Origin of the sequence: Capnocytophaga gingivalis (assembly GCF_002302415.1) — a bacterium.
GTDB lineage: Bacteria > Bacteroidota > Bacteroidia > Flavobacteriales > Flavobacteriaceae > Capnocytophaga > Capnocytophaga gingivalis.
Genome location: NZ_CP022386.1, coordinates 890,118 through 914,921 on the forward strand (window position 1 = coordinate 890,118; position 24,804 = coordinate 914,921).

Below are 24,804 nucleotides of genomic sequence, written 5' to 3' on the forward strand. Positions count from 1 at the left end.
ATTCTTAAAGATGTGCAAATTTACGAAATTTTTTTATTATACAAAATTTTTCTCAATATTTTTTTCTATGAATAAATTCCCATTGTTGGCACATTTCTTGCAGTTCTTTTATACCCTTTATGATAGAAATACAATAGCAAAAAATCCTTATAAGAGAGCTACAAATTCTATCCATAGCAGGCATAAACTACAAAAAACACACTGTAAAAGATCATTGATCATTAAGCATTGATCATTGTTTATATACCAAAGGTATCGAAAGAGTGCTTTCGTTTCCTACTTTATCGGCTACAGTGAGTTCAAAAAGGTAGTCTTCACCTTCAGTGAAATATTTATCAGAAAGGGTAAAGAAGAGCAGCCCTTCCTTATGTTCGTACTCCATAAGTACCCATTGTCCATTGATGGTGGCACGATACTTGCCTATCCCACTGAAATTATCTTTGACACTGACCTTGAGCTTGTCGAGCTTGCTTATATTGTTCTTTATCTTGGAGAAGTTCAGCGGCTTTACCACTGGGGGTATCTTATCGGTGGTAAGAACAAAATTGCCCAAGGTCTTCACTCTGGCTGTGAGTATCTTATCCCTGCGATAAGAGCCCTGGTAATACTTACCCTTACCCCTTACTGAGGCAATACATACATAAGGAAGTTCTACCTCGGAATACTTATCCCCATTGAAAACCAGAGTATATTGTTTCTTTAAAGGTTGGATAGGCGCTTTTACCGATAGGGTATCTCCTTTTTGCTGTACCTCTATATAAGTATCGTGGAAAAAAGTATTTTCAGGAAAGAATACCGAAGCTTGATCGGTTTTGTACATATTATCACGATTGGCTACTAAGAGGGTTCCTTTGCTAAGGGTTTCTTCTGCCTTAGGGGATAGCACTTCTTTTTTCCCTTCTATGGGAATGGTAATAGTGGATTTGTTGTGTGCAAAATCTTCTACCTCGACAGTAATGATATAGAAAAGGCCATCCTGAATCTCTATAACACCGTTATTTTCAGCTAAGGTATAGTTGGATAGCTTATTATAAGGTTCCTTGTAGAGAAGCTGTACTCGAGCCCCTGTCTTGACAAAAAGAGGAAAATCTATCAGGGTATTGATATAGGGATCCTCCCCAGAGATAAGTTCATCGAAAGTATATGAGATCTTAGGTGCCCCATTGACCGAGAGAGTTACCTTATACACCCCAAAGGTATTATAAGTACCGGTCATCTTATCTATTGCCTTGATACCTATCCCAATTTTCCCTTGAGCGGTAATCTTAGCTGTGTGGTAGTCATTCTTCTCTTTAGCCAAGTATAGCGCCTTCTTTTCTTGTCTGCCCTCTATAGCAGCTGCATCGTTCAAAGGATACGCCACTACTTGATTTATGATAGGAGAGAGATCATCTGGACAAGGATAGCCAAAGAGCAAGGGATTATAGGCATTTTTGGTCTGTGTATCGCGAATCTCATAGTGTAAGTGAGGGGCAGCACTTCCTCCTGTATTGCCACTTACAGCGATCCAATCTCCTTTTTTCACTGGGAAATCAGTCGGTGTAAAGTCCCATTCCATTTCATATTTTTCGGCTTTGTACTGTTGCTCCTTGACAAACTTCTCTATCTCAGGAGCAAATTTTTGTAGGTGGGCATACACTGTAGTATAGCCATTAGGATGATCTATATACATCACCTTGCCATAGCTATAGGTACTAACCTTAATGCAAGAGATATACCCATCGGCAGTGGCGTATACATTCAGCCCCTGCTTCCCATCTGTTTTGATATCCATCCCCCCATGAAAGTGATTGGGACGTAGCTCACAGAAATTCCCTGCATAAGAGAGGGGAATGTCCAAAGGAGAAGCAAAATAATCTGTTGGGTGTTCTCTATGGGTAGTCTGAGCCCAAAGAAGAGTCGCTGAAAAATATAATAAAAGGAAAGAGATTTTTTTTATCATCTTATATAAAATAAACAAGCGGCAAAATTACAGGTTTTTCTCTTACAAATCAAGAAGTTTTCATGATTCTTTATCTTCTTCGTTTTACCTTGACAAGAATAGATAACAAAAAAGCACCTATATTGATAAAATCACTGATAAAAAGAGTATAAAGCCATAGCATTCCTGCGTAGAAATCGCCTTTGAAAAGGATATAGAACAGATACTGATAAAGGATATGGAGTGCAAAACCTATAGCCAAAGACATAGGGATAAAATAAGACATTGCTTTTTTGGAAAAGAAATATACCCCTATAAGAAAAGGAATTGAAAGCAATAAAGCCTTCATATAGAGAGAAATATTGTCTGTTAAGACCTGATAACTCATCACTCAAATTTTCTGCAAAGGTACTAAATATTTCTCAGAACAAAAAAATCACTATCAAAAAAATCTATAGTAATAAGCCTTTTATTTCATTTTTTGTAGTACTTTTGCTCCAATAAAAATAGACCTATATGAAACTTAGTTGGGGCACAGGGATTCTCCTGGCCATCTTAGCCTTTGTAGGCTTTATCATGTATTTCTTTGTCATTACTTTAGTGGACAAGCAGTATGATCATGAATTGGTTACTGAGAACTATTATGCTCAGGAATTAGACTTTCAGAAGGACATTGATGCTCAGAAACAGACACTTGATGCGCACATGCAAGTGGAACTCTCCTATACCAAGGGTGCCAAAGAGGGAATTCGCTTTGACTTTCCTTCGGAGGTTACAGGCAAGTCGGTGGTAGGAGTTATCTCTTTCTATCGCCCTTCGGATAGCAAAAAAGACTTTACCTTGCCTATCACCTCCTTGGATAACTGCTCTCTAAAAGTCCCTGCCGACTTGCTCTCTGAAGGGCGCTGGAATATCCGTGTGGAATATAGTTTTGAAGGAAAGAATTACCTAACCCTATTCGACAAAGTTAATTATTAGATGCTCGTCCTCGCTTTCACTTTAGGACTATTTGGGAGTCTTCATTGTGTAGGTATGTGTGGCCCTATTGCTTTGCTGATTCCTCTGCAAAGACAGCGCAAGGGCTTTCGCTCCCTCCAATTAGGTGCTTATTTCATAGGTAAAACCCTTGCCTATGCCCTTATGGGCTTGCTCTTTGGTCTTGTAGGAGAAGGGATTTTTATCGCTGAGTACCAGCAGGAATTTTCTATTTTTGCAGGTCTTCTGATGATTCTTATGGGGCTTTTCTCCCTATTGCACCTCAGAGTAAAAGGTCTTGGCAACCCACTGCTCAAGGGATTTTCTCTACTGAAAAATGCCTTAGGAAAGCAACTTTCGAAAAAGACCCTCACAAGTTCGCTCTCTATTGGTTTTCTCAATGGGTTTCTACCCTGTGGACTTGTCTATACTGCCCTATTTGGAGCGCTGGCTATGGGCAATTGGTGGGGAAGTATGATCTATATGACCGCCTTTGGAGTGGGTACCATTCCCTTGATGCTCTTACTCATCCTCTTAGGTGATTTCTTGCCTCTTGCTCTTAGAAGAAGGCTCAACCAATGGCTACCCTTAGTGGTCATTTTGGTAGGGATATTGTTCATTTTACGCGGCTTAGGTCTAGGTATTCCATACCTCTCCCCAGGAGATACTCATCTGATACTCCACCCAAAGGCAGATTGCTAATGCTTATTATTTATGAAAAACTTTTGCTTATTACTTCTGCTCTTGTTTACCTCCTGTGGTATCTTTCATAAGAAGATAAGTCCGCCAGAGACCTCTCTATACTCTTCACAGACACCTGTGGTGGAGAATCTTCACGATTCGTTGTATTCCTTTGGGGACAACTATCTTATCCGCAACAAGCAAGGGATATGGGAGCTGTACCTCTCTGGTAACCCACTACAATTGGGACTCAATTCTGGCGCCCTGACCCAAAGGCTCTACCACCGTCAGGACAGTCTTCTTTTTACCAAGCTCAAAGACTTTGTCCCCTCCGAGCGGAAACAGCGCTTTCTGTACAAATTTCTCAAATGGTTCAATCGGGATATCGATAAGAATATCCTCCCCATCTATAGAGCAGAACTCTACGGACAATCCCGCTATGCCGATAGCCTCTTTGACTATATAGCTCCTAAGTATGAGCGCAGCCTATACCTACACTCAGCCCATGACATAGGGCATGCCTTACAGGATCTGATGCTGGTAGGGTGCTCCTCCTTAGCCGCATGGGGCAGGCATACCGAAGGGGGGAAGCTCCTTATAGGGCGCAACTTTGACTTCTACCTCTCAGACGATTTCGCCACCGAGAAAATCGTTCGCTTCGTTCGTCCCACTCAGGGGTATCCCTTTATGTCTTATGCTTGGGGGGGAATGATTGGGGTCATGTCGGGCATGAACACTGAAGGGCTTACTGTAACGATTAATGCAGGTAAGTCCAATATTCCTCTGAAAGCACGCACCCCCATCTCTCTCCTGTGTAGAGAAATATTACAATTTGCCACCACCACTGGAGAAGCTATCGCAATTGCAAAAAAAAGAAAAATATTTGTCTCCGAGGCGATTATGGTAGGTAGCGCTAAGGAAGGCAAGGCTATCCTGATAGAAGTCTCTCCTAAGAAGTTCGGCGTATATGAGGTAGATAATGGTCTGCTGCTGTGTGCCAATCACTTTCAGAGCACCCCCTACCTGAAGGACAAGAAGAATCGCAAACAAATAGCCCAGACCCACACCGCTTACCGTTATAAAAAAATGCAAGAATTAGTGTCTGAAAATGAACGCCTTACCCCTAAGGGGATAGCTGCTATACTACGCAATACTGAGGGGCTGGAAGGCAGAGCTTTAGGCTATGGTAACGAAAAAGCCCTTAACCAACTTCTGGCACATCATAGTGTTATCTTCTCCCCAGAGGAACGTATCGCTTGGGTCTCTACAGCTCCCTATCAGTTAGGAGAGTTTGTCGCCTACGATCTAAAAGAAATTTTCAAAGGAGAAAAATATGCTCCCCATACAGTATATCCACAGACTAATGAGAATATCCCTGCGGATCCCTTTCTTTATACACAAGCCTATAAGGACTATGAAGCCTACAGATACCTCGAACAGCAACTCAGCCAGCAATTGAGAGAGAAAACTACTATACAGATAAGTGATTACCTACCTCTAACCTTCCTCAATCCCGATTATTGGAAAGGCTATTACCTACTGGGAGAGGCTTATTGGGCAAATGGGCAATATGAAGAAGCCAAAGAACAATATAAAATAGCGCTGACGAAAGAGATTCCTTATGCCGTAGAAAAGGAACATATAGAAAAGAGACTTAAAGATTGAACCTTTGGGCTCATTCTTCCTCCGATGACATATCAAAAGGAAGGGTATAGAAAAACTCATCAAGGAAAACTTCCCCAAAGTCCGCTGTATCAAGCTGTATTTCTTGTTTCTCTCCATTGACCAAGGTAATTATCCCTATTTTGTGAAGCAGTATAGCATCGGGCTGGGCATAGAAAGTAACATAGCTTTTGACTTGTTTTTGAGTATCCCCATCTGAATAACCGCCTTGCCCTTCTGTGGTGAAGTATTTCCCTTTGACCACGATCTCATAGGAATTATCTCCATAGAGACTACTCTTTAGGTGAAGTCCTTCATTGACAAGCACCTTGTACTGTTCCTTTTCTTGACTTAGCAGTACAATAATAGGCTGTTGTGGCATTCTGGAATTGGTAGGACAAAAAACAAAGATATAATCCTCATATCCATCCCCATTAAGGTCTGCTGACTTCTCCTTGTCCTTTGTATAGAACCCAACCGACTCTATACGAGTAACAAAAGCCGTAACATCGGTGATATGTACCTGATCCTTGTTGGGCTTAATCAGTTGCTCTTCCAATCCCTGTGATGCTTTAAGGTATTCATAAATATTCCATGGATTATTGGTTATGGAGATAGGTTCTTCCCTTGTCCAATGTCCATCCTTGAGCTTATAGAAAATAATCTTGGCGAATCCCTTCATCCTATATCCACTGACGGAATCTGGTTCCAAATATTTCTTATCGACAATGGCAAGCAATACATTAAAGTTCTGAGCTATCTGTTGGGGAGACATCTCCTTGATAGGATTGAAGACTACATCCACCCATTCCTGTTTGTCTCCATAATACATAGCAGATCTAACTACCTTGACATCGAACTGTTCATTCTTTGGATAGAGAAAGATATCCACCTGCCCGAAAGGGTTTTCCTCCTCTGGACAAGCCTCATTAGCAAAGTAATAACCATTTTTTTCGATATCCTTCAGCTCACTCAGGTCAAAACGTGCACAGCCGATGAGCTTGTACAGTGCCGCCTCTACCTTAGGTGTGAGAGGTTCATCATTGATGGTAGGGGTATGCTTAGGACACCCCCACAAAAGAAGTGCTAAAAAAACTAAGAGGATTCTATACATAATAGATTAGGGTTAATTTGTAAGAGGCAATAAATTACGTCTCTACTTCACTCAAAAATATTCTATCTGTCGCTCGATAATCGTCTTTGGTTTGCCATCTTGATACTCAAAACGCTCTACCCAATTGCCATTTTTATCATATTTGTAATGAAAGGTATTCTTCTGAGCAAAATTCCTCTTGAGCAACGAAAGAATACGATCGTAATCTCCATGACCATTGTAGCGATATTTTCCTTTGTTGAATATATTCTCTCCTTTGTCCACTATATGTTGTTCCTGCTCCAAGAGTCGCCCTTTACTATCATAGGAAGAGTGAATTTTCATAGAAAAATCCTCTCTTAGGAAATTACTTTCCTTGGCCAATCCCTTGTCATTATAGACAAACAAAGCAGAATACTCCAAGTCTCCATTCTGATCATAGGTCTCTTCCTTGGTCACATTACCTTGTGCATCACAATTGAAGAGTGTAAGCCCCACCTTTTCCTTTTTCGGGTTGAGGTGTAGCTTGTACTTCTTGACTCCCTGGGCATTGTACACATACTCATAGCGAAGTGTCTCGGCATTCTTATCATCAAAATAGATTTCCAAGATAATATTTCCTTGCGAATCAAAAGTTTTTTCCAGATTCATCTCGGCTATAAGTGCCCCCTTCTGCGCCATTGCGCCATTTTCTATGACATGATATCCCTTAATACGAAGTGTTTTTATAGCTTTTTGGAGCCTTTCCCTACTCCAATCTGTCTTATGTTGTCCATAGGAGAGAGAAAAGACCCCCCAGAAGCAACAGATATATAACAACCTACATATTTTCATCATTCAAGAATAAATTACTCCCTTATTTTACGCTGTTGAGCAGCTCTGATACGCTTAAGTCTAAGCATCACCTCGTCTTGATAAAGGGCTTTCTTAGCTACTTTTCCTACTGTAAGTCCCTGTACTAAGATAGAGAACAATACGACTATATAAGTAATCTGCAAAAGTGTTTCCTTCATCCCTGCATGATCCTGAGGAATAGAAAGCACCAAGGCGATAGAGACGCCCCCACGTACTCCCCCCCATACCATAGTAATGAGGGAACCTGGTGAATAGGAGCTGACCTTGCGCAAAATCGTTTGTGCAGGTATATAAATAGCCAGTGCGCGCCCCAAGAGACATACGATAATAGTGATAGCACCTAGAAGAAACTGCTTATCCAAATTGTCAATCAATAGCATCTCAAAACCTATAAAAAGGAAGAGGATAGCATTCATAATCTCATCCACAATCGCCCAGAACTTACTAAGATAATCCCTATTTTCCTCACTACTGGCTTTCTTTCCTACATTACCCACAAAAAGTCCTGCAATAACCATTGCCAAAGGAGAGGACACATGAGAGGCCTTAGCAATAAGGAATCCTCCCATAACCACCGCAAGGGTCACTAGCACACTCACATGGTAATCATCTGCTTTTTTCATCATCTCAGAAGCAAGAAAGCCTAAAATCACTCCTAGGAAAATTCCTCCTCCTGCCTCCAAAAGAAAAAGCTTAGTAATGGCATTGAACGAAGGCTCAAAAGTTGCATCAGTAGCCAGCTTGAGTACCACAGCGAACATCACCACAGCTACCCCATCATTGAAAAGAGATTCTCCTGTGATCTTCGTCTCAATACGCTTGGGTACATTGGCCTGCTTGAGTACGCCCAAAACCACAATAGGATCCGTAGGCGAAATAAGAGTACCAAAGAGCAAGCAATATACATAAGGGATATCCATTCCTACCCAATGAGCAATATAGTACAACAGACCAGAAATAATAAATGCTGAGAGCACTACACTCACAGTAGCATAGGTAAAAATAGGCAATTTATACTCCTTCAAATCGGAGACATTGATATGTAATGCAGCTGCAAAAAGCAGGAAATTAAGCATCGCACTCATCAAGATTTCTGTAAAGTCGAACCCCTGCAAGAGAGACTCCAACTTATGAGAGAGACCTGCAAAAATGACCTCTCCAAAGAGACGTATCCCCACCGATACCATCATGGCGACAACCATAATCCCTATAGTCATTGGAAGCTTTATGTACCTTACATTCACATAAGAAAACAAAGCTGCCAATACAATAATTACAGAAAATGCGTAGTATAATTCCATATTGTTTTTAATTTGGGCAAAAATACAAAAATAATGATAAATGACAAATGACTAAAGAGAATTTTATTCGTTATTTGTCATGCTGCCACTCTTTAGAAGAAGGCAATATACTTTTAGCCTTTTTCAAGAAGTTATCTCGAGAACACCTTTTTGCAATTTCCTCTTCAAGTAGCATTTTTTCAAGTAATTCTTTCTGAGCCCGCCACATTTCATAAGTGATTTTCTGGGGGGTTATCCTCCAATCGTCCAAGGAGATAAGCATCTTGACAGCATTGAGCTACTCTCGTATAGAGGGGTAAGCTATCTTCTCCCTTTGTACTTGAGGCTGCCCCCTTAACAATACACTATAGGATCTAGTAATCAGTACTAAAATTCAAAACTCAAAACTTGTTTGCCGTTTGTTATTATTTTTGTATTTTTGTACCCTGAAAACATTTGAAAAATGCTTAAAAAACTTACTCAAATCCTTATTTCTACACGCCTAATGGCGATGCTTTTCTTAGTCTATGGAGCGGCTCTTGCTATGGGTACTTTTGTAGAAACATGGTACAATACTGACACCGCAAAAATCTGGATCTACAATGCTTGGTGGTTCGAACTCATCATGGTACTTTTTGTAGTGAATTTCATAGGAAACATTGGTAGGTATCGCCTACTCAAGCGTGAGAACTGGGCTGTCTTTGTCCTACATGCTTCTTGGATTTTCATTATCGTAGGCGCTGGAGTTACTCGATACATCAGCGATGAGGGCAAGCTCGCCCTACGTGAAGGCGAGGAGGCTGACTTCTACACCTCAGAGCTGACCTATATTACTGCTCAGGTCGATGGGACCTATGAGGGACAACCCTTGCGTAAAGCCAAACAGACAGAGGTGCTCTTCTCAGAGTTCACCTCGAACAACTACAACTGGGCTTCGGACTTCAAGGGTAAGGATTTCCATATAGAACTCACCCGATTCATAGCCAATGCTGAAGAATCCTTTGTAGAGGATCCCTCCGGCGAGGAATACCTCAAGATTGTAGAAAGCTCTGGAGGGGAAGGACACGAACATTATCTCAAAGTAGGTAGTCTCGAGAACTTTCATGGGCTACCTATTTCCCTGAACAAAGCTACCGAAGGGGCTATCAACCTACAGATTACTCCAGAAGGAAGCTATATCAGTAGCCCTTATTTGGGCAGCTATATGACTATGACAGACCAAAAGGTTTTCACTGTGGCTAAGGATAGTATGCAACCCCTCCAATATCGCTGTCTATACAACATAGAGGGCATGCGCTTTGTATTACCAGAACCTCTTAAGAAAGGAAAAATGGTTATGGCTTCTATTGCGGCAAACAAACGAACTGCAGCAGACCAAAGTGCCCTTCTGATGAAGATCAGCTGTGGTGGAGAAACCAAGGAGGTAGAGGTACTCGGTAGGCGTGATGTGATCAACCCTCCTACTTCGGTAGAGGTAGGTGGACTTACCTTCCACCTGAACTATGGCTCGGTACGTACCCCCCTACCCTTCAAGGTGAAATTGGATGACTTTATTGCAGACAAATACCCTGGTACTGATCGTAGCTACTCTTCTTTCAAGAGCAAAGTGACCGTAACCTCTCCCGAGGAGTCTTTCAAATACGATATCTACATGAATAATATCCTTAACTATAAGGGCTATCGCTTCTTCCAAGCCAATTTCTTTCCTGATGAGCAGGGAACTATCCTCTCTGTAAATCATGATTTTTGGGGCACTTTACTTACTTATATTGGTTATACCCTACTCTATATTGGCCTTATTGCCAGCATGTTCTTTGGAAAGACACGCTTTGTACAACTGAGTCAAAAACTCAAAAAACTCTCCCTCAAGCGCAAAGGAACCCTCACCCTGTTGGCGCTGTTCTTCTGGGTCGGAGGATATGCTCAACATAACTCTTTTGAACTAACTCCCAAACAGATAGACTCCCTTATCAAGGTTACTACCGTGAAAAAGGAACATGCTGACCGCTTCGCTCACTTAGTAATACAGGACGAAGATGGTCGTATGAAACCTATCAATACCTTTGCCTCAGAACTACTGAGAAAAGTGAGCAAAGCAGATACTTTCCGAGGATTGGATGCCAATCAGGTATTCCTCTCTATGCTTCTGAATCGTCAGCTATGGTACAATGTAGATTTTTTCTATATCAAAAAAGATAACGACAGTCTACATAAGATTTTAGGTGTAGAAAAAGGTCTCAAACGTGTACGTGCTTTGGACTTCTTAGACCAAGAATATAACAACAAACTTAACCCCTACTTGGTAGAGGCTTATTCAACTTCCAACCCTAACCAATTCCAAAAAGAATTCAAAGAAGTGGACATGAAGATGCACCTTTTAGAACGTGCCCTTTCGGGAAGTATGTTGCGTATCTTCCCGCTGAAGGATAGTCCTAACAACAAGTGGATTTCCCCATTGGATATCTACGAGAATCCTCGCTATACCCAAGATACATTGGAAGCTGGGTTTATCAAGCATGCCTTCCGCTGGTACCTCTCTTCGGTAAAAGAAGCGACTGAAACGGGGGATTACACAGAGGCCGACAAGATTTTGAGTTTGCTCAAGGAAAACCAACGTGCCGTAGGTAATGCTGTGATCCCTTCTGAGAGGCAAATCGATGCTGAGATTCTGTACAACAAATATGATGTTTTCAAAAGTCTCTTTAGCTGGTACTTATATGTAGGAACTCTGATGTTCGTTGTGCTAATAGCTCGTATTTTCAGAGAGCGAAAAGCACTACGCATCATCACCCAAGTGTGTACAGGGTTACTCTTTTTCCTCTTTGCCCTACATACCGCAGGACTTGCGTTCCGCTGGTATATCTCAGGCCACGCCCCTTGGAGCGATGCCTATGAGAGTATGATTTATGTAGCATGGGCTACCATGGGTATTGGTCTGTGCTTTGCCCGTCGCTCACCACTGAGCCTCGCCTCCACCGCCTTTGTAACCTCCATGATCCTGATGATAGCACACTGGAACTGGCTTGACCCTTCTATAGGCAACCTACAGCCTGTACTCAATAGCTACTGGTTGATGCTCCATGTGGCCGTGATTGTAGGTAGCTATGGTCCTTTTACCTTGGGCATGATCTTAGGAGCTATTAACCTCTTACTCATGATTCTTACCACGTCGAAGAACCGAGAAAAAATCAAGGGTGTAATAGATGAACTGACTATTGTCAATGAGTTAGCCCTTACCGTGGGACTTATCATGCTCACCATTGGAAACTTCCTAGGAGCTCAATGGGCCAATGAGAGCTGGGGACGCTACTGGGGCTGGGATCCGAAAGAAACATGGGCACTGGTGAGCATCATGGTCTATGCCTTTGTGATTCATATGCGTATTGTTCCCTCCTTACGTGGCGTGTGGGGCTTTAACTTTGCCAGTGTGGTGGCCTTTGCTAGTATCCTGATGACCTATTTCGGGGTTAATTTCTACCTTTCAGGACTACATAGCTACGCCAGCGGAGAAAAAGTCATTACTCCAAACTTTGTCTATTATGCCGCAGTATTGGTCGTGATTTTAGGAATTGTCTCTTTTATCAGAAGAAAAAAACTTAAAGAATAATTACCCATGAAACCTGTTTATTTATTTCTCTCCAGCATACTGCTCTTTGCCAATTGTCAGAAAAACAATTCTGAAGAAACAGTTCTCTCTGTCCCTACCGATTACAGTCAGATGGAGATGAAACAGTATACAGAAAGTCAAGCAGACATTCTTAATCCTGAACGAGGATTCTATACCCATCGTGGGTTCTCTGCGAATAAGAAAGAAACACTCTCTGTCAGTGATATCCAAAAATATCGCAAGGAAGGCATTTCTCTTGTTTTCACGATCTACTATTTGAGAGAATTCCGAGATAGGCCTATATCTGAGGCTTTTCTTGAGCAAATTCGTCACAATATGAGAGTACTCCGCGAAGGAGGTAATAAGGCTATTCTACGCTTTGCTTATACTTCTTCCAGAGACGAGAAACCTTGGGATGCTCCTTGGGATATTACCCAAAGACACATCGCTCAGCTCAAGCCTATTCTGCAAGAATATTCAGATGTCATTTGCTTAATGGAAGCTGGCTTTGTAGGGGTGTGGGGAGAATGGTACTATACAGATAACTATGTGTACAAGCCCAAGGAGGGAGAGTATACCCCTAGAGCTCGTGTTCTTACCGCTCTTTTGGATGCACTTCCTTCGGATAGAATGATTGCTGTACGTACGCCTCAGGCCAAGCTCCTCACTCAGGGCATCAGTGCCAAAGATACTCTTAGCGCTTCGACAGCCTTTCAGGGAACTCCTCTATCTCGTATTGCCGCACATAATGATTGCTTTTTAGCAGACAACGATGATAGAGGCACCTTTGCCAACAACCTCTCATACCGCAATTTTTGGAAGGCAGAAAGCAAATATGTCGCCATGGGGGGAGAGACTTGTGCTCTTTCTTCCTTAGCTGTATGTAGCAATGCCTTAGAACAACTCTCTCAGTATCACTGGTCTTACCTCAATCGAGACTATCATCAAGATGTTTTCGAACAATGGAAAGGAGGGAAATGCCTTGATGAAATCCAAAAACGATTGGGCTATCGCTTCTCTTTAGTCAAAGGGTATTTCACGAAGACTCCTAAGATAGGAAGTCCTTATCAGATAGAATTACAGCTAAAAAATACTGGATGGGCTTCCCCTTTCAATCCTCGTAGCGTAGAACTATTGTTCATCTCTGAGGAAAATCCTCGTGAGAAATACAAAATCACCTTGACAGATGATCCTCGCTACTGGTTTGCTGGAAAAAAAAGCACCATAAAGGCTACTTTTTTGCTACCTAATAGTATGGCAAAAGGCAAATATACTATCTACCTAAATCTCCCCGATCCTCGAAAGACCCTTTCCCTAAGAAAAGAATATAGTATCCAACTGGCCAATAAGGATATATGGAATCCACAAAAAGGATACAACAAGATACAAGAGATTACACTCTCTGAAATAGGGGAAAATAACTTAGGAAATATACACTCTTTAGCAAAGTTTGCCGAATAAAAATGAGATTATTTTATTTCAATATCTTTGGGAAAGGGAATGCCCTTATTGATTACAATTCAGGATGTATCTTGCAAGAATTTAGAAACGAACATCACAGAGAAATAACCTAATACAATGCACTTGGGGTTGAGATATTACCTGCTAAAACACATAGCTCTCCAAGCACAAGCGGATATAGGAAATATCTTCTCTGTAAAAGCAGGAATTGCTATGAAAATTTAATCAAAAAAATCGTTATTTCTCCGATAAAAATTGTATTTTTGCACCATAACACAATTGTGATTATTCAATGAAATATACACAAAAAAAACCGGCTATAGTCCTCTTGGAGGATGGCACTATTTTCTATGGGAAAGCCGTAGGAAAAGAAGGAAGTGCCTTTGGGGAAATCTGTTTTAATACAGGGATGACAGGGTATCAGGAAATCTTCACCGACCCTTCCTATTATGGACAAATTATGGTAGCTGCTACCGTTCATATAGGTAATTATGGAACTTTCTCCCAAGAGAATGAGTCCGAAGGAGTAAAGATTGCAGGGCTTGTATGTCGCAATTTTAGCGAATTTGGTTCTCGCCCTATCAGCGAAGAGACTTTAGGAGACTTCCTCGAAAAACAAGGTCTATTTGTGGTAAGTGAGGTAGATACTCGCGCCTTGGTCTCCTACATCCGTGACCATGGAAGTATGAACGCTGTACTCTCCACCGAAGTGGACAATATAGAGGGGCTCAAAGCCCAACTTAAGGCACAACCGTCCATGAAAGGACTGGCCTTAGCTCCTAAAGTATCTACCAAAGAAACTTATTTTGTAGGTGATGAAAATGCGCCTTTGCGTGTTGCTGCTTTGGACTTAGGGATCAAGCGCAATATATTGCGCAACTTAGCTGCTCGTGGAGCCTATATCAAGGTTTTTCCCCATACCGCTACCTTTGAGCAGCTCAATGCCTTTGCTCCTGATGGTTTCTTCCTCTCCAATGGTCCTGGAGACCCTGAGCCCCTGACCGAGGTAATAGCTCTTACCCAAAAACTTATTGAAAGTGGCAAACCTATTTTTGGTATCTGCTTAGGCCATCAGCTTATTGCCCTCTCCCAAGGAGTACCTACCTATAAGATGCGTAATGGGCATAGGGGAATCAACCATCCTGTAAAAAACCTCCTTACAGGCAAAGATGAGATTACCTCCCAAAACCATGGATTCGCTGTTGATAAGGAATTAGCAGAAAAGAACCCTAATATAGAGATCACCCATCTACACCTCAATGATGGTACAGTAGCGGGTATTCGCCTAAAGAACCGCCCCGTATTTAGCGTACAATACCACCCTGAAGCAGCTCCAGGCCCTCATGATGCCAGCTACCTCTTTGACCAGTTCATTGAGTTAATGACAAGTAACAAGTAACTAATAAAATAACACGCCTTGTAGGTTATGCAGGGCGTGTTGCTATTTTAGACTTGTAATACCTGTCCATAAAACAAAGTTGATGGAAGAGTTTTCCCTATTAGTTTTTGATACTGATAAATAAATTCTTCAAAGGTAATTTCTTCTTCTCCCTTTGACATATAGAGCACTTCCTTATCTGTATGGTCAAAAACAATCCTCATTTCCTTGTCCTCTAAAAGAAATATATCCTCTTCATATCCTACTTTTTCATAGAAAACCAACCTGCTGATTATTTGATTTTTAAGTACATATATCTTTTTCTGTAGCTTTTCTTGCTTAACTACATTACCCATTTCTGTAAAAATCTCTGTGTCAGCAGTTATTTCTACTAAAGGAAGTCCTAATGCTTCCCTATAACTGTTTTTTAAGACTGAAGTAAGCGAAACTTCTGTTCCTTTCTCACTTGGCGAAAGTTTTCCTTTAAGAAAATTCTTTTCTTTTCCTCCACCAATATATAAGTCCCAATAAAGGAAGAATAAACCAAATATAAGCATATACAAACTGTAATACAACCGATATCCAAAAATCCTTAGAGAATCCCTCCATACCTCTATTCTTTCTCCAAGAGCTGTCTCTGCATATCCATTGTAAGGTGATAACTCTCCTCCATAGGAACTACCTTTCGGCTAACAGCTTCTATCTGCTGTCCTTCTTTTGTCCAGAGGAAAGGAAAAAAAGAAAATACCTGATTTCCATTAAGTTTGAAAACTTCTTCCTGCCATCCGTCCCAATAGAAAGGTTCATAAAACATATGTATATCTCCGCCCAGTGTCCAGCTAACAAATTCAGAATAGCCGCAATTCATAGGTTCCCAAGAGAGTGTATCAGGGGCTAAATAGTACATCTGTCCTAAATCATTTTGTCCAAAAGCACCACCATTGATAGCAAAAAGTCCTCCTAAGATATCATCGGCTACCAAGAGGAATGCAGGCGGCTCTCCATAGTTCTCAAAAGTTTTTCCTTTATTCCACTGGAACATCCCTCTGTCCAATCTTTCACAGCCTGAACCTAAAAGACGTATCCAACCACCATCTATAAGAATACCCCCTGTCTCATAAATAATAGCTCCCATAGGTGAGCGAGTAGTTACTTGTGCGTTCAGTAGTTCTGTTTCGGCTCGCTTAGCATCCCGAGGTAATACTTCGTAGGGATTGGTAGCCTCTTGCATCCATTCTTGTACCAAGTCCCAGCCTGGCTCTTCTTTATTGATCAATTCTTCTAATGTTCTCATATCCTGCTTTTTTATAAAAATATTGCCTTACAGGAGTGTAAGGCAATATCTCAAATATTAAGTCAATAACTTTATTTTACATAATTTTGAGCTACTTCTTTGGCTACTTTTTCCAATACAGAAGTAATCTCATCATTGATTTTTCCTGCTTTAAGCTCCAAGAGGACATCCTGGTGCGCTGTACGAAGGTTCTCCAAGTATTCTTTTTCGAACTCACGTACTCTCTCTACAGGAATTTGGCGCAATAGGTTCTTAGATCCTACATAGATAATTGCTACCTGATCTTCTACCTTATATGGAGTGTTAGAAGATTGTTTAAGGATTTCCACATTGCGTTTTCCTTTCTCAATTACATTGCTTGTAGCTGCATCAAGGTCAGAACCGAACTTAGCAAAAGCTGCTAATTCGCGGAACTGTGCTTGGTCAAGCTTAAGAGTACCTGCTACCTTCTTCATAGACTTGATCTGAGCCGATCCCCCTACACGAGATACAGAGATACCTACGTTGATTGCGGGGCGCACTCCAGAGTTGAAGAGGTCAGACTCAAGGAATATCTGTCCGTCAGTGATGGAAATCACGTTGGTTGGGATATAAGCAGAAACGTCTCCAGCTTGAGTCTCTATCACAGGTAATGCAGTAAGAGATCCACCACCCTTTACGAGGTGCTTGATAGAGTCTGGAAGGTCATTCATATTGCGAGCTACATTATCATCTTTGATTACCTTAGCCGCACGCTCTAAGAGACGAGAGTGCAAGTAGAACACGTCTCCAGGGTAAGCCTCACGTCCTGGTGGGCGACGAAGCAAGAGAGATACCTCACGGTAAGCCATCGCTTGCTTGGAAAGGTCATCATAGATAATAAGGGCAGGACGACCTGTATCACGGAAGTACTCCCCTATAGCTACCCCTGCAAAAGGAGCATATACTTGCATAGGAGCAGGATCAGAAGCATTAGCCGCTACGATAGTAGTATAAGCAAGAGCTCCTGCATCTTCCAAAGTTTTAGCGATTCCTGCCACAGTAGAAGCCTTCTGACCAATGGCTACATAGATACAATATACAGGGTTACCTGCATCATAAAATTCTTTTTGATTGAGAATGGTATCGATACATACCGTTGTTTTCCCTGTCTGACGGTCACCAATCACAAGCTCACGCTGACCACGACCGATAGGAATCATGGCATCAATAGCCTTAATTCCTGTTTGCAAAGGCTCATTCACTGGTTGGCGATAGATTACCCCTGGAGCCTTACGCTCGAAAGGCATTTCGTAAAGTTCGCCTAAGATAGGGCCTTTGCCATCGATAGGTTCCCCTAAGGTATTGATTACACGACCTACAATCCCCTCCCCTACCTTGATAGAGGCAATGGTTTTGGTACGCTTTACAGTATCTCCTTCTTTTATTTGAGTAGAAGAACCGAGGAGTACTACCCCTACATGATCTTCTTCTAGGTTGAGCACCATTCCTTCTTGTCCAGACTCAAAGTGGACAAGCTCCCCATTTTCAACTTTGGAGAGACCAAAAATGCGAGCAATCCCATCTCCTACTTCTAACACCGTCCCTACCTCTTCCAAAGATACAGACGCATCGAAGTTTGCTAGTTGTTTTTTAAGAATCGCTGAAACCTCAGCCGCCTTTATTTGTGCCATTATTTTTATGTATGAATATTCTTTTTATTTGTTCTAATTTTTCTTTTAGAAACACTTCTATAAGTTACCGCGCAAAGATACAAAAAAAAATTATATCTACCATACTTTTACAAAGAAACTTTTTAATGATGAATGATTAATGGCTGATGGAGCTATCACAAAAAAACAGCCGCATTCCTGCGGCTGTTTTTGAAAGAATAGTTATAATTGTTTTCTATCGTTTGGCAAAAATAAGTTTCTTACCAATAAAATCTGTAGTCATTCCCATATTCTTCAAGGCGTCTTGATAGTTAGCCAAGTTGATATTCTTATAGGTCAAAGGATATTGAAGACGCTGAGGAAAATCAACCCCTTCCACCAAAGAAGTAAATGTATAAGTAGATACTGTAACATTTGTTTTCTTATCTCTTATAGGTAAAACCATAGGATTTACTTCTCCATTTTTAATAAGAACAGTAGGATAACCTGTACGACGATATTCAGTCCAAGCCTCATTAGGATTCATATAGAGAGCTATATACTTCTGAGTAAGTACATTTTCCTTATTAGCAGCTAAGGTACTTCCTGCAGCGATACGTGTTTTGAAAGTAGCAATATCGGAAGCAGAAACACCCCATTTTTGCATAGAGGCTTCCACCCCTTTCTCATACCAATCTTGACTCCAAGTACCATTCACTAAGAAATTAGCTTCTGCGAGTAAGAAACATACTTCAGAATATTCAATAAGTACCTCTGCATAATTAGGGTTCAATATCTTAGAAGAGAAAAGTGAAACCAATTTTCCTGAATTAAACTGAGAATCACTATAGGTTTCATCTATTCCATAAGGCATTCCTACATACTTAGTAAGGTCTGTAGATTCTTGATAAGCACCTGCCTTTATATTCTTAAGAGAGGTATTCTTAGGAGCAAAATATTTTTGCAAACGAGGGTCTACGCCAAAATTTCCTCTTTGTCCTTTGAGAAGATCTACAAAGGTATTCGCAGGAGAATAGTCTGTTCTTCTACCTATAAAATAGTTACTATAGATAGGTGAAGGATTGGTATCATTATTCTCATAAGGAAGTTCTACAGTATCGGCATTAGAAGCCATTACAGGATACTGAGTAGTATTATTCAAAATCTCTGTAATAGTTTGTATTGCTTTTGCTTTAAGTTCAGCATCTGACACATCAGAAAGATGTATAGCAATACGCAAACGCAAAGAGTTTCCGAATTTTTTCAATTTCTCAGGAGTTTTAAAAAGATCATCCCCAGCAGTGAATACATTCTTAATAGCATTCCCCTTAGAATCAACAGTTTTAATTTGAGTTACCGCTTCTTTTAGATCATCTAAGATATCCATATAAATATCCTTTTGAGAAGCATATATAGGGGAAATGTATTTTTCCAACTGTAGTGCTTGGAACTTAGGATTATCTTTCCCGTGCCAAGAATAATAAGGTACATCCCCATAAGTTTCAGCAAGCATACTGAAAACATATCCCATCATGATACGGGAAGCAGCAATTTGGTTATCATTATCCCCATAAAGAGCTGTTTTTTCCTTAGTTTTAGGATCTGTATTAAGCTCTATAATTTCCTTATAGTCCCCTGCTACTTGGTAGCAAAAACGCCAAATATAATCTCCTGCTGTATCACTATAAAGGAATCTACTTTCCTTAGTATAAGCGGTTTGAGCTGTATATTGCATCCAAGAGCGCACAAGCTTACCAGAGGTTGTAGAATAACGAGTGTAATCCATGAATCTCTTGTTAGAGCCATTGAACAAGGCATAAGAAAGAGAATTTTTAGGCTTATTGGGGTTTGTATTGATTTCTTCAAAATCTTTTTCACAGCTGGAGGTGGCAAAAAGTAGCCCTACCCCACATAAAATAGATACTATTTTTTTCATGTTCGTCATCTTAAATTTGTTTTATAATTTTAAACCTAAGCTCATACCAAAGGAACGAGTAGAAGGCAAAGAAGATTCACCGATTCCCTTGTTAGATGCAGCGATTTCAGGATCCATACCATCCCAAGAGAGTCCTGTAGTCCAAAGATTGTTTCCAAAGATAGAGATATTAACTCCTTTGATATGTTTTTTCTCTGTTAGAGGCACATCATAAGAAAGAGTTACACTTCTGAGCTTAAAGTAAGTTGCATCAAAAATATTTTGAGAATCTACCCCTCGATAATAAAGACTACCATACTCTTTAGGAGTCAATATTTTGTCGTTAGGTTGTCCGGCTTTTGGAGTACCAGGAGCAAAGACACCTGGTGCTACAATACCTCTCTGTTCTTTTTTACCATTTCTTTCTACTTCATCACGCATACCGTTATCAACAGTTTCACGTAACATTCCTGTGTACATACCCAACATATAGGCATTAGCAAAATATTTTCCTCCTTTTTGGAAATCAAATAAGAATGATAGACTCACAGGACCATATTTAAATGAATTTCTAAGTCCCATAGTATAGTCAGGGATAATAGTACCTAAAGCCTTAGGCTCAGAAGTAAGGTACTTACCTTGTGAATCTACTAACCTATTACCCTTGTCGTCATATACGAAATCTCTACCAAAAAGCTGTCCATAAGCTTGTCCTTCGATTGCATAAAGAGAAACCAATCCTGAACTATCATTAGTGATTTTGTAACGAGTAGTACCTGGGTAAAGTTTCAAGAGCTTATTGTTATTTTTAGCAAAGTTCCAGCTTACATTCCAAGAGAATTTACCTACTTGAACTGGAGTTGCAGAAAGAGATACCTCAATTCCTTTGTTAGACATTTCTCCACTATTCACCATTTTGTATACATAACCATTGGCTCCATCTACAGGTAATGGAATGATAAGGTTCTTAGAAAGAATATCATATACAGAAACATTGGCAGAGAGGCGATCTTTGAAAAGGCGCAATTCCAAACCAGCTTCTTTAGTTTCTTTGATTTCAGGAACCAAATCAGGATTGTTCTGTGTATAAGGGTGTAAGTAGTTAGGGCTTCCATTGAAAGGTAATCCAATAGTAGGATAAGTAAGCAACTGATAAGGACTTGTATCATTTCCTGCTTGTGCCCAAGCTACACGTACCTTTCCATAAGAAAGCCAAGAAGGTTTGCTCTTCCATGCTGAAGTAAATACGAAAGACCCTGTTACTGAAGGATAAAATACAGGCTCTGATACGGTAGAGAAATAGTCCTTACGTCCTGTAGCCTCTACGAAAACCATTCCTTTGTATCCGAAAGAAGCCATACCAAAGATACTATTAGTACGTCTCCAGTTACGATAGTTAGTAGAAGAAGGTGTCTCTGCACTATTTTCCAAGTTATAGAAATCTGGAAGTACAAGTCCTCCATTCGTTTTTCCTTTTACCCAATGATATCTTCCTTCACGACGAGCCAAACCAACAAAGCCTGTCAAAGTAAAGTCTTTTCCTAAGTTTGGTGTATAGTGCAAACGAGTTTCGTAATTGAAATCAGAGTTTGTATAATTAGTTGTTTCGTAAGAAGATTGTTCTTTAGAACCTACCGCTACACGAGCTTCTGTATTAAGAGAATAGATATCTCCATAGATCTTACCCACCCAGTACAAATTATCTGTGAAATTATAAGTAAAACCAATATTACCGAAGAAACGATGACGCTTGTCATTGCTGGTGTTTTCATACATTGTCCAATAAGGGTTATCTGCATAACGAGGAGTACCATCTGTAACAGATTTTCTATTCCAAGTACGATGTGTTCCATCTGGAGCTTTGTAATAATTTTCCAAATTCTTCATATCCAACTGACGTTGTGTCCATGCATACAATACTTTGGAAATAGGGTTCTTCATAGTATAAGAGTTTTCTGGGTTATCACGAGAGGTGATAATGTAGTTAAACCCACCTTCACTCTTGAGTTTGTTGCTCAATTTAGAATTAAAGCTAAAAGATACATTTGTTTTCTGAAGTTTGGTATTAGGCACAATCCCTGTTACTTCGTTATTACCCAAAGAAAAACGCAAATTAGTTCCTCCTACAGCTCGAGATACAGAAACAGAGTTAGCTATATTGAATCCTGTTCGATAGAGCTTGTCTACGTCATTCTTAGGAGCTTGCCAAGGCACTGGTTTGAGATAGTGCTCTGGAAGATATTTTTCATCATATGCATACCAAGGAAGATAAGGAGTTCCATCATACTTAGGGCCCCAGCTTTCATCGGTTTCATAAGCAGGAACGTTATATTCTTTTCCATCTTTGGTGTAGGTTTCAAAAGTAGGCTTTCTACCACCTCCATATTGATTTTGAAGTTTAGGAGCTATGTATGCTCTTTCAACAGATACAGAAGATTTTACATCAATAGTAGTTTTTCCTGCTTTTCCTGATTTAGTGGTATAGATAATTACCCCATTACCTCCACGGCTACCATAGAGAGCTGTTGCAGCACCTCCTGAGAGGACTGTTACAGACTCTATATCCTCTGGGTTGATATCCCCAGCGGCATCTCCAAACTTACTATCAGTACCCCCGACAGTTGCCATTGGCACCCCGTCGATTACGATAAGCGGTTGGTTACTACCTGTGATACTACCTACCCCACGAATGGTTACATTGGTATTTCCCCCCATGGAAGAAGTAGTACTAGTCTGTACCCCTGCTACGTTACCAGAGAGTCCTTGGTCGGCATCTGTTTTTTGGGTAGCATATCCTACAGCGTTTTTATCACGCTTGATACCCAAAGCCCCTGCTTCACCACCTTCTTGAGCGGAGACAGGCTGAAGAATTGCATCCATAGTGGTAGAGATACCTACCTTCATTTCTACATTCTTGTACCCTGCGGCAGAGAACTGGATCACTTCCCCCTCTTTGGCCTTAATTGTATAAGCCCCTTCAGGACTTGTCTTAGTGGTACGAGTAGTGCCGAAAACCGTTACACTAGCTCCTGCTACAGGCTTTCCTGTAACATCTTTTACGCTCCCAGAGAGATTCTGTTGAGCGAATGTCATTGTCGTAAAGACAAAGCAAATCCATAAAAATAATTTTTTTAAGTTCATATCTCTTGTATATTCATTAGTGGCACAAATTTACGTTTTTTATTTGAATTATGAACGATTTTATTTAATATTTTTTTTACATATACTCACGTTAATACTCATTATTATGCATAAATTTAACAATTATTATGTGTTATGTTTATTATTTTGATTTAATTTGACAATATAAGAAAATAAATTCTTCATACATAATAATAAGTTGCTACTCTTTATAGATTTTTTATACACTTCTTTGAACAAAAAGATTGCCCAAAAGAGGCTCTAATAGTCTATTTTTAAAACCTTTTTGGGCAATCTTAAAATGAATGGAATTAATTATATTAATGTCTTGCAAAGATTAGCTTCTTAGCCATAGAATCCTCTGACATATTCATATTTTTAAGGGCTTCTTTATAATTTTCAAAATTAATAAGCTTATATGTAGTCGGATAGTATAGGCGCTCAGGCAGGTCTGTAAGTTCCGCTACAGTAGAGGTGAAGGTATAAGTAGTCTCCCCTGAAGTAGTTGGTTTGTTCAAAGGAACTGTTTCTCCCACCTTAATAAGTGTCTGAGGATATCCTGTTCTCCTATACTCAGCCCATGCTTCGTTAGGATTCATATATAATGCTATATATTTTTGGGTAATCACATTTTCTTTATTAGCCGTGGGAAGTCCATTAGCAAAATTTGTTGCTACAGTGGTATCTACTCCCCATTTTTCCATAGAAGCGATTACTCCTTTTTTATACCATTGAGAATCCCATCCATTTACTTCAGAGAGCAAGAAACATACCTCTGCATACTCCATATAGACTTCTGCATAGTCTGCCTTAAGAATCCTTTTTCCAAAGAAAGATACATCCCTTCCTGAATTAAACTGAAAGTCAGCCATGCTTTCTTCCATTCCATAAGGCATTCCTACATATTTAGAAAGATCTGTAGATTCTTGATATCCATCTCTTGCTTGGTATTTAGTAAGCCCTTTGACTGCAAAGTATTTCTGTAAGCGAGGATCCACTCCATAATTACCTCTTTGTCCTTTTAATAATTGTACAAAACTATTAGCAGGGGCATAGTCGGTACGATTATTCACATAATAGTTCCTAAATATAGGAGAAGGGTTTGTGTTGTCATTATCAAAAGGACGCTCTACTGTATCTGCATTGGACTGCATCACCTTAGTTCCATCCTTAAGCTCATTGATGGTTTCATTTGCCAAGCTCCTAAGTTGAGAATCCGTCACTTCATGTACACGAACAGCAATACGCAAACGGAGTGAATTAGCAAAACGCTTCATTTTTTGAGGCGTACCAAAGATACGATCCCCTTGAATGAACACATAGGGTTGTGATTCATCTATCTGATCAGTTGCTTCTTTAAGTTCCTTGAGTAGATCCATATAGATTTCCTTCTGTGTAGCATATTTAGGAGAAATATATTTATCCATCTGTAAAGCTTGGAAATTAGGGTTTTCTCTACCTCCCCAAGAATAATAAGGGATATCTCCAAAAGTTTCTACTAAGAGATTGAAAGTAAAAGCCATCATAATACGAGCTGCTGCTATTTGGTTGGCATTACTTCCATATTTAGCAGTTTCATTCTTTGTTTTTGGATCCGTATTAAGTTCTATTATATCCTTATAATTACCAGCAGCCTTATAAGGGTATCTCCATAGGTAATCTCCTGAATTATCTCGATATAAGAATCTACTTTCGGTAGTATAAGTTGTCTGTGCGGTGTATTGCATCCAGGAACGCATCATCTGTCCTGAAGTAGTGTACACCCTTGTATTACTCAGAATAAGCTTATCTGAGCTATTGAACAAGGCATAACTCAAAGGCTTCTGAGGTCTGTTGGGATTGGTATTGATTTTCTCAAAATCTTTCTGGCAACTAGTACTTAGTAATAATCCCACCCCACAAAATATAGTTGTTAATATATTTTTCATTTC

Annotated in this window: 17 protein-coding genes; 6 read left to right on the forward strand and 11 right to left on the reverse strand. The window is 40.2% G+C overall.

The annotated features are described in order from the left end of the window. Positions 1 to 232 precede the first annotated feature (232 nt). Together CGC50_RS04160 and CGC50_RS04165 are read right to left on the reverse strand one after the other, a co-directional pair. Entirely contained in the window at positions 233 to 1,942 is a 1,710-nt protein-coding gene (locus CGC50_RS04160; protein ID WP_095909803.1) for a M23 family metallopeptidase, read from the reverse strand. 70 nt (positions 1,943 to 2,012) lie between these two features. Continuing rightward, entirely contained in the window at positions 2,013 to 2,270 is a 258-nt protein-coding gene (locus CGC50_RS04165; protein WP_232781189.1) for a hypothetical protein, read from the reverse strand. Positions 2,271 to 2,437: 167 nt separating this feature from the next. On the opposite strand from CGC50_RS04165, the gene CGC50_RS04170 reads away from it, so the two are divergent. From CGC50_RS04170 to CGC50_RS04180, 3 genes are read left to right on the forward strand one after another with little or no spacing between them, the layout of a single operon-like run. After that, positions 2,438 to 2,899, forward strand: a complete 462-nt coding sequence (locus tag CGC50_RS04170; protein WP_095909805.1) for a FixH family protein — start codon at positions 2,438 to 2,440, stop codon at positions 2,897 to 2,899. Beyond that, positions 2,900 to 3,598 carry a sulfite exporter TauE/SafE family protein gene (locus tag CGC50_RS04175; protein WP_095909806.1) on the forward strand — a complete coding sequence of 233 codons (699 nt, stop codon included), beginning with the start codon at positions 2,900 to 2,902 and terminating at the stop codon, positions 3,596 to 3,598. It abuts the gene before it with no gap. Between the two features lie 12 nt (positions 3,599 to 3,610). Beyond that, on the forward strand, positions 3,611 to 5,242 hold the full coding sequence (locus CGC50_RS04180) for a C45 family autoproteolytic acyltransferase/hydolase (RefSeq protein ID WP_095909807.1): 1,632 nt from the start codon (positions 3,611 to 3,613) through the stop codon (positions 5,240 to 5,242). A 10-nt stretch (positions 5,243 to 5,252) separates the two neighbouring features. Here CGC50_RS04180 and CGC50_RS04185 read toward each other — a convergent pair whose 3' ends face one another. Genes CGC50_RS04185 through CGC50_RS04195 form a run of 3 tightly spaced genes read right to left on the reverse strand, consistent with a single transcriptional unit; the run spans position 5,253 to position 8,488 of the window. Continuing rightward, entirely contained in the window at positions 5,253 to 6,353 is a 1,101-nt protein-coding gene (locus CGC50_RS04185) for a hypothetical protein (protein ID WP_095909808.1), read from the reverse strand. 51 nt (positions 6,354 to 6,404) lie between these two features. After that, positions 6,405 to 7,169 (reverse strand): hypothetical protein, encoded by a 765-nt coding sequence (locus CGC50_RS04190; protein ID WP_198541633.1) that lies wholly within the window; start codon positions 7,167 to 7,169, stop codon positions 6,405 to 6,407. 11 nt (positions 7,170 to 7,180) lie between these two features. Next, positions 7,181 to 8,488: a cation:proton antiporter gene (locus tag CGC50_RS04195; RefSeq protein ID WP_095909810.1), complete on the reverse strand. Its 1,308-nt coding sequence runs from the start codon at positions 8,486 to 8,488 to the stop codon at positions 7,181 to 7,183. 442 nt (positions 8,489 to 8,930) lie between these two features. Here CGC50_RS04195 and ccsA point away from each other — a divergent pair, with 442 nt between their 5' ends. From ccsA to carA, 3 genes are all read left to right on the forward strand, one after another. Continuing rightward, positions 8,931 to 12,074 carry a cytochrome c biogenesis protein CcsA gene (ccsA, locus tag CGC50_RS04205; RefSeq protein ID WP_095909812.1) on the forward strand — a complete coding sequence of 1,048 codons (3,144 nt, stop codon included), beginning with the start codon at positions 8,931 to 8,933 and terminating at the stop codon, positions 12,072 to 12,074. Between the two features lie 6 nt (positions 12,075 to 12,080). After that, entirely contained in the window at positions 12,081 to 13,535 is a 1,455-nt protein-coding gene (locus tag CGC50_RS04210; RefSeq protein ID WP_095909813.1) for a DUF4832 domain-containing protein, read from the forward strand. A 292-nt stretch (positions 13,536 to 13,827) separates the two neighbouring features. Then, complete coding sequence (carA, locus tag CGC50_RS04215) at positions 13,828 to 14,934, forward strand: glutamine-hydrolyzing carbamoyl-phosphate synthase small subunit (protein ID WP_095909814.1); 1,107 nt, start codon at positions 13,828 to 13,830, stop codon at positions 14,932 to 14,934. Positions 14,935 to 14,981: 47 nt separating this feature from the next. Here carA and CGC50_RS04220 read toward each other — a convergent pair whose 3' ends face one another. The 6 genes from CGC50_RS04220 to CGC50_RS04245 form a co-directional block, all read right to left on the reverse strand. Continuing rightward, entirely contained in the window at positions 14,982 to 15,470 is a 489-nt protein-coding gene (locus tag CGC50_RS04220) for a hypothetical protein (RefSeq protein ID WP_095909815.1), read from the reverse strand. 56 nt (positions 15,471 to 15,526) lie between these two features. Further along, positions 15,527 to 16,207: a DUF2625 domain-containing protein gene (locus tag CGC50_RS04225; RefSeq protein WP_095909816.1), complete on the reverse strand. Its 681-nt coding sequence runs from the start codon at positions 16,205 to 16,207 to the stop codon at positions 15,527 to 15,529. Between the two features lie 71 nt (positions 16,208 to 16,278). After that, a complete protein-coding gene (gene atpA / locus CGC50_RS04230) occupies positions 16,279 to 17,859 on the reverse strand; it encodes a F0F1 ATP synthase subunit alpha (protein ID WP_095909817.1) in 1,581 nt (526 codons plus the stop codon). A gap of 214 nt (positions 17,860 to 18,073) precedes the next feature. Then, a complete protein-coding gene (locus tag CGC50_RS04235; protein WP_095909818.1) occupies positions 18,074 to 19,753 on the reverse strand; it encodes a SusD/RagB family nutrient-binding outer membrane lipoprotein in 1,680 nt (559 codons plus the stop codon). Between the two features lie 21 nt (positions 19,754 to 19,774). Further along, complete coding sequence (locus CGC50_RS04240) at positions 19,775 to 22,873, reverse strand: SusC/RagA family TonB-linked outer membrane protein (protein WP_095909819.1); 3,099 nt, start codon at positions 22,871 to 22,873, stop codon at positions 19,775 to 19,777. A 320-nt stretch (positions 22,874 to 23,193) separates the two neighbouring features. Beyond that, entirely contained in the window at positions 23,194 to 24,801 is a 1,608-nt protein-coding gene (locus CGC50_RS04245) for a SusD/RagB family nutrient-binding outer membrane lipoprotein (RefSeq protein ID WP_095909820.1), read from the reverse strand. Positions 24,802 to 24,804: the final 3 nt, after the last annotated feature.

Excerpts from the sequence above, each read along its gene's own strand:
- CGC50_RS04160 (WP_095909803.1), bottom strand. The coding sequence starts at position 1,942 with ATGATAAAAAAAATCTCTTTCCTTTTATTATATTTTTCAGCGACTCTT.
- CGC50_RS04165 (WP_232781189.1), bottom strand. The coding sequence starts at position 2,270 with ATGAAGGCTTTATTGCTTTCAATTCCTTTTCTTATAGGGGTATATTTC.
- CGC50_RS04170 (WP_095909805.1), top strand. The coding sequence starts at position 2,438 with ATGAAACTTAGTTGGGGCACAGGGATTCTCCTGGCCATCTTAGCCTTT.
- CGC50_RS04175 (WP_095909806.1), top strand. The coding sequence starts at position 2,900 with ATGCTCGTCCTCGCTTTCACTTTAGGACTATTTGGGAGTCTTCATTGT.
- CGC50_RS04180 (WP_095909807.1), top strand. The coding sequence starts at position 3,611 with ATGAAAAACTTTTGCTTATTACTTCTGCTCTTGTTTACCTCCTGTGGT.
- CGC50_RS04185 (WP_095909808.1), bottom strand. The coding sequence starts at position 6,353 with ATGTATAGAATCCTCTTAGTTTTTTTAGCACTTCTTTTGTGGGGGTGT.
- CGC50_RS04190 (WP_198541633.1), bottom strand. The coding sequence starts at position 7,169 with ATGATGAAAATATGTAGGTTGTTATATATCTGTTGCTTCTGGGGGGTC.
- CGC50_RS04195 (WP_095909810.1), bottom strand. The coding sequence starts at position 8,488 with ATGGAATTATACTACGCATTTTCTGTAATTATTGTATTGGCAGCTTTG.
- ccsA (WP_095909812.1), top strand. The coding sequence starts at position 8,931 with ATGCTTAAAAAACTTACTCAAATCCTTATTTCTACACGCCTAATGGCG.
- CGC50_RS04210 (WP_095909813.1), top strand. The coding sequence starts at position 12,081 with ATGAAACCTGTTTATTTATTTCTCTCCAGCATACTGCTCTTTGCCAAT.
- carA (WP_095909814.1), top strand. The coding sequence starts at position 13,828 with ATGAAATATACACAAAAAAAACCGGCTATAGTCCTCTTGGAGGATGGC.
- CGC50_RS04220 (WP_095909815.1), bottom strand. The coding sequence starts at position 15,470 with ATGCTTATATTTGGTTTATTCTTCCTTTATTGGGACTTATATATTGGT.
- CGC50_RS04225 (WP_095909816.1), bottom strand. The coding sequence starts at position 16,207 with ATGAGAACATTAGAAGAATTGATCAATAAAGAAGAGCCAGGCTGGGAC.
- atpA (WP_095909817.1), bottom strand. The coding sequence starts at position 17,859 with ATGGCACAAATAAAGGCGGCTGAGGTTTCAGCGATTCTTAAAAAACAA.
- CGC50_RS04235 (WP_095909818.1), bottom strand. The coding sequence starts at position 19,753 with ATGAAAAAAATAGTATCTATTTTATGTGGGGTAGGGCTACTTTTTGCC.
- CGC50_RS04240 (WP_095909819.1), bottom strand. The coding sequence starts at position 22,873 with ATGAACTTAAAAAAATTATTTTTATGGATTTGCTTTGTCTTTACGACA.
- CGC50_RS04245 (WP_095909820.1), bottom strand. The coding sequence starts at position 24,801 with ATGAAAAATATATTAACAACTATATTTTGTGGGGTGGGATTATTACTA.